The organism is Microbacterium alkaliflavum, assembly GCF_044325405.1.
Taxonomy (GTDB): domain Bacteria; phylum Actinomycetota; class Actinomycetes; order Actinomycetales; family Microbacteriaceae; genus Microbacterium; species Microbacterium alkaliflavum.
Map to the genome: position 1 here is coordinate 1 of NZ_JBIQWL010000028.1, position 2,084 is coordinate 2,084.

The 2,084-nt window shown below is 66.9% G+C and carries 2 protein-coding genes; both read left to right on the forward strand.

Features of this window, described 5'->3' with window-relative positions:
* The first annotated feature begins 488 nt into the window (after nucleotides 1–488).
* Nucleotides 489–1,151, forward strand: coding sequence for a carbohydrate ABC transporter permease (locus ACH3VR_RS23295; protein WP_397558731.1), 663 nt, complete (start codon nucleotides 489–491; stop codon nucleotides 1,149–1,151).
* A 156-nt stretch (nucleotides 1,152–1,307) separates the two neighbouring features.
* On the forward strand, nucleotides 1,308–2,084 hold a 777-nt coding region (locus tag ACH3VR_RS23300), incomplete at its 3' end, for a carbohydrate ABC transporter permease (protein WP_397558732.1).

Consider the following 2,084-nt stretch of genomic DNA (forward strand, 5'->3'; position numbering starts at 1 on the left):
CCCCCCCCCAGGACGCCCTCGCCCAGCTGCAGGACCAGCTCACCAAGTAGGCCCTGTGCGGGACCGAGGAAACCCCTCGGTCCCGCACACGCACGACCGGAGGATGCCATGAGGGCGCACCGACCTCTCGCCCCGTATCTGTTCATCGCCCCCGCGCTCATCGTGTTCGGGTTCGCGGTGCTCGTCCCGTTCCTCTTCACGGGCGCCTACAGCCTGACCGACTGGGACGGCTACAGCGACGCCGTGTTCGTCGGCCTCGACAACTACATCGAAGCCTTCGGCGACACCGTCTTCCAGCAGTCGTTCGTCAACGTCGTCGTCTACATCCTCGTCACCCTCGTCGTCGAGGTGCTGCTGGGTCTCGTGCTGGCGGGCATCGCGATCTCGGTCAAACGCGGTTCGCTGTGGTTCCGCGTCGCGATCTTCACGCCCGTCATGCTGCCCATGGTCGTCGTCGCCGTGCTGTGGTCGTTCGTCTACAGCCCGTCATGCTGCCCATGGTCGTCGTCGCCGTGTTGTGGTCGTTCGTCTACAACCCCGACTTCGGCCTCGTCAACGGCGCCCTCCGCGCCTTCGGCCTGGAGGACTGGACCCGCGTCTGGCTCGGCGACGAGCAGACCGCGCTCCTGGCGATCTGCCTCGTCTCGGGCTGGGTCTACGCCGGCTTCTACATGACGATCTTCTTCGCCGCGCTCCGCCAAGTGCCCACCGAAGTCATCGAAGCCGCGCGCCTGGACGGCGCCCGCGAGAGCACCATCTTCTGGCGCGTGCGGGTGCCGATCATCCGCACCTCGATCGAGGTCGCCATCCTCCTCTGCGTCACCGGCGGCTTCCAATCCTTCGACCTCTTCTACGTCCTCACCAACGGCGGCCCCTACCACTCCACCGAAATCCCCACCACCTACCTCGTCCAATCCGTCTTCCACACAGGCCAGGTCGGCTACGGCTCGGCGATGGCCGTCGTCCTCACCGCCGTCGTCATCGCCATCGGCCTCATCGCCACCACCCTGCGCCGCCGCGGCGAACGCGGCGAACGCCGCGAACGCGGCCAGCGCCCGGACCGACCATCGCGCCGAACCGCGCACACCCCACCACCCGCCCCCGCCGCGACCACGGCACCCCTCTCCCCCGCGAAGGAGCTGGTCCGATGAACCCCGCCATCCGCCTCGGCCGCAGCCTCGTCTNCGCGGCGAACGCCGCGAACGCGGCCAGCGCCCGGACCGACCATCGCGCCGAACCGCGCACACCCCACCACCCGCCCCCGCCGCGACCACGGCACCCCTCTCCCCCGCGAAGGAGCTGGTCCGATGAACCCCGCCATCCGCCTCGGCCGCAGCCTCGTCTACGTCGGGCTGGCCCTCCTCGCGCTCGTCTTCTTCATCCCGCTCGTGTGGATGGTGCTCTCCAGCTTCAAAAGCAACTCCGAGATCTTCACCACCCCGTTCTCACTGCCCACAACATTCGACTTCACGATCTGGGCGCAAGCATGGGAAGTCGGAAACATCGGCCGCTACGCCCTCAACAGCGCGATCGTCACGTCCGTGTCGGTCCTCGCGATCCTGCTCCTCGCGTCGGCCGCCGCCTTCGCGTTCAGCCGCTACCGCTTCCGCGGAGCGAAGCTGCTGCTCGGACTGCTCTCGCTCGGCCTCATCCTCCCCCTGCAGTCCTACTTCATCGCGCAGAGCACGATGTTCACGGACCTCGGCCTGACCGACACCTACTGGGCCCTCATCATCCCCTACACCGCGATGGGCCTGCCGCTGGCGACCTACCTGCTCAAAGTGTTCCTCGACGCGATCCCCGAAGAACTCTTCGAAGCCGCCCGCATCGACGGCGCCGGAGACTTCCGCATCTTCCGCATGATCGCGATCCCGCTCCTACGCCCAGGACTCGCGACCGTCGCGGTCTTCTCCGCACTCTCCTGCTGGAACGAATTCCTCCTCGCCCTGCTCTACATCCAAGACGACGACCTCAAAACCATCCCCACCGGCCTGCTCGCATTCTCCAGCCGCTACGTCACCGACTACAGCCTCCTCTTCTCAGCCCTCTCGATCGTCACCATCCCGATGATCATCATCTACATC